Source organism: Mesorhizobium sp. M7A.F.Ca.ET.027.03.2.1 (assembly GCF_003999175.1).
In the GTDB taxonomy this organism is placed as follows: Bacteria; Pseudomonadota; Alphaproteobacteria; order Rhizobiales; family Rhizobiaceae; genus Mesorhizobium.
On record NZ_RZOM01000816.1, the window covers coordinates 1 to 2,880 of the forward strand.

Annotated in this window: 2 protein-coding genes; one reads left to right on the forward strand and one right to left on the reverse strand. The window is 60.3% G+C overall.

Going from position 1 to position 2,880, the window contains the following annotated elements:
• Positions 1–67: 67 nt before the first annotated feature.
• Entirely contained in the window at positions 68–1,969 is a 1,902-nt protein-coding gene (locus EN750_RS27375) for a DUF4396 domain-containing protein (RefSeq protein WP_127398533.1), read from the reverse strand.
• Between the two features lie 192 nt (positions 1,970–2,161).
• On the opposite strand from EN750_RS27375, the gene EN750_RS27380 reads away from it, so the two are divergent.
• Positions 2,162–2,590 carry a hypothetical protein gene (locus EN750_RS27380; protein ID WP_127268879.1) on the forward strand — a complete coding sequence of 143 codons (429 nt, stop codon included), beginning with the start codon at positions 2,162–2,164 and terminating at the stop codon, positions 2,588–2,590.
• Positions 2,591–2,880 lie beyond the last annotated feature (290 nt).

Below are 2,880 nucleotides of genomic sequence, written 5' to 3' on the forward strand. Positions count from 1 at the left end.
TCAAGAAGTAGCGCGCAACGACGCGGCCTCCGGATGACATCGGCAAATTCGCAAGGGGTTGGCAGATCTAGCCGGCCTCGATGACCACCATCAGCCCGCCGCCGCCCTTCTCCTCGACATTGTTGTTCGTCGTGTGATGCGGGATGTGGCAGTGAATGAGCCACTTGCCGGGACGCAGCGCCTTCCACACGACGTCATAGCGCTGTCCCGGTCCGACATTGATCGTATCGGCCAGAAAGCGCGCCGACGGAGAAAGCGTCTCACCGTCACGGGCGACGACCTCGAAGGGTCCGCCATGGATATGCATTGGATGGACGAAGCCGTTGTTGGTGCCGATGAAACGCACCTTCAGCGTCTCGCCCACCTTCATAGGAATGGTGTCGGTTGCGGGATAGGCTTTGCCGTTGATGGTGAAGAAGTTCGGCATGCCGCCTTCCATGGGCATCGACGGATAAGTCAGCCCATCGCGCACCAGCCATTCCTGAAGTTCGATGACATAGTCGTGGTCAGCCGGAACCTCGTCGGCAGGATTGGCGGGATCGATAATCAGCGCCCCATAAAGCCCCAGCGCCTGGGTGCGGTCCGGCTTGGCATGCGGATGATAGAAGTAGGTCCCGTGCTGGGTCGCGGTGAACGCATAGGAATAGGATTGTCCAGGCTCGATCGGCGGCTGGGTGATCTCGGCAGGTCCATCCATCTGGTTCGGCAGGATCATGCCGTGCCAATGCACCGTGGTTTCCTCGGGCAGGTCGTTGGTGACGTCGATGCGAACCTTATCGCCCTGGCGAATGTGGATGCGCGGACCGGGAATCTGGCCATTGTAGGCATAGGCGTCGACCGCGACGTCGGGCAGGATTTGCCAGCGGACCACCGATGGTCTGAGCTCGAACACCTTGACGCCGTTCTCTAGACGGAATGGCAGTTCCTGATCGCCCTTGGCGGCAAGACCATAGGACGAGGTAACGCGACGCGGATCGGTTGCAGCCATGTCACGCATGGATTCCGCCGGCGTGTCGCGACCCATGATCATGCCTTGCGGCATGATCGCGCCGCCGACGTCACGCGCCGAAAGCGTCAGGTTCAGCCAGTTCGCCGGCGCGGCCATGCCGATCGCCAACGCCAACACCGACACAATACCGAGGGCCGCAATCTGCGGCGTCGTAGCGTCCGTCTCCATCTGATGGCCGCTGCGTTTGGACTTGTGGGAGGTGTTGCGGCTTCGTCGATCGTCGCCGGCGTTGGGGTGATGCGTAGCGTGCTGTTGGTGGGCGGTCGGCTCTCCACTGCTCGTTTCGTTCGCCTGCGGGCGCTGCGTCATCAATCCGTGCTTCAGCCCGCGCGCGACCAGCCAGACATTGGCCGGATAGGCGAGCGTGAAGCCGGCGATGACGCCGATCGACATCACGCCCCAGAACAAAAGCTCGGTCGGCTCCATGGCGCGCATGTCGCGTCCCATCATCAGAAAGCTCATGACGGGCGCCATGCCGGCCATCATGAAATTCATCGATATGAACTCGGGCAAGAAGCTCTTGCGCACGTTCTCCCAGTAGGTGCCGCCCATCATCGATTTCATGAACAGCGATTGGAAGATGAACAGGCCGAAGGCAAAGCCCGCCAGATATTCGACGATGAGGTCGAGCCACATCGGCAGGCCAAGCGTTGCCGTGATGACTGCGGCGAGAATGATGCCGGTCGCATCGCCGGCAACGCAGTGGATGGTCGAGCCGACCCCCTGTTTCCACAGCGGCCTGGTGAAGTCTTCATGCTCGCCTGGACGTGGCTCCTTGTCTGCAAGCACATAAAGCAGCAGCCCCAATGGACCCATATAGAGGGTCACCAGGATGAAGCCCCATTTCATCACCACCGGTTCGGGATTGTTGCGGTATTGATCGAAGCCGACATAAAGCGTCGAGGCGGCGGCAAGAGCGAACCAGACGGCAAGGAAATAGTCGATTGGCTGGATGAACATGGATGCATCCCGTCGCGGATCAGTGGCTTGTCACAAGCAGCCCCCGTCGATGAACGCAGCCGGCGTGTTTATGATCCCGCCGGCCCAATCCGGTTGTGTCGAATTCTCCAGCCTGGCGCTCTTGTCGAAGCATTAACGCGCGGTAATTCCCTTGAAGGCGTGGGCGCTTCGCTGCCTCAACAGGAGCTGGCCATGAAACATCAAACACTCGACCAACTGCATGCCGTCGCCAAGATTGAATCGTCGGCTGCTTATTCCGCCATGACACGAAATCAGCGCATAGAGCGCTGGGCTGAACTGCTGGAGCGTAATCCCGAGCGATGCCTTGGGGCGTTTGCAGGCACCGAACATCTGCACCCTGAAGCACGTTCATTGATGCGGGGCGAGGGAACGGCAATTTCGGTCGCCTTCGAGGATCCAGTGCTGCGCGCATCGGGTTTAAAGGACGACACATACGGTGAGGCAAGGCGCTTTTTCGAGCTGAACGACTGGCAGCTGCACGACATCGTCTGCGATTGCCACGTCGGCTCAACCATGAAAGCGCGCTGGGCTGCGACGCGGGTCCGCTCAGCCATCAGCGGCAGGTTCTTTGCGTGGTTGCGGCAAAGGATAATGCGCTGACCGTAGTTGGGGATCGTCGTCGCTTCGGTGCGGCATACGATCCCCTGTCTTGCCGATTGGATGTCTTGCCGATTGGATGTCTTGCCAATCGGATTGTCTTGCCGACGCGGATCAACGCTTGTCCTGGTACAGCCGGTTGGTCGCCCGGTCGCTCTCCCGTTGTTCGGCGGGTCCACGCCGACGGCGTGCGATAACGGCATAGGCCATCAGCACGATCAGCAGCAATGGGCCGCCGGCAACGACGACCAACCACATGATATGTCCAAACATGGCGGCATCTCCTTTCCCAG

Coding starts and splice junctions, on each gene's coding strand:
- EN750_RS27375 (WP_127398533.1), bottom strand. CDS start 1,969: ATGTTCATCCAGCCAATCGACTATTTCCTTGCCGTCTGGTTCGCTCTT.
- EN750_RS27380 (WP_127268879.1), top strand. CDS start 2,162: ATGAAACATCAAACACTCGACCAACTGCATGCCGTCGCCAAGATTGAA.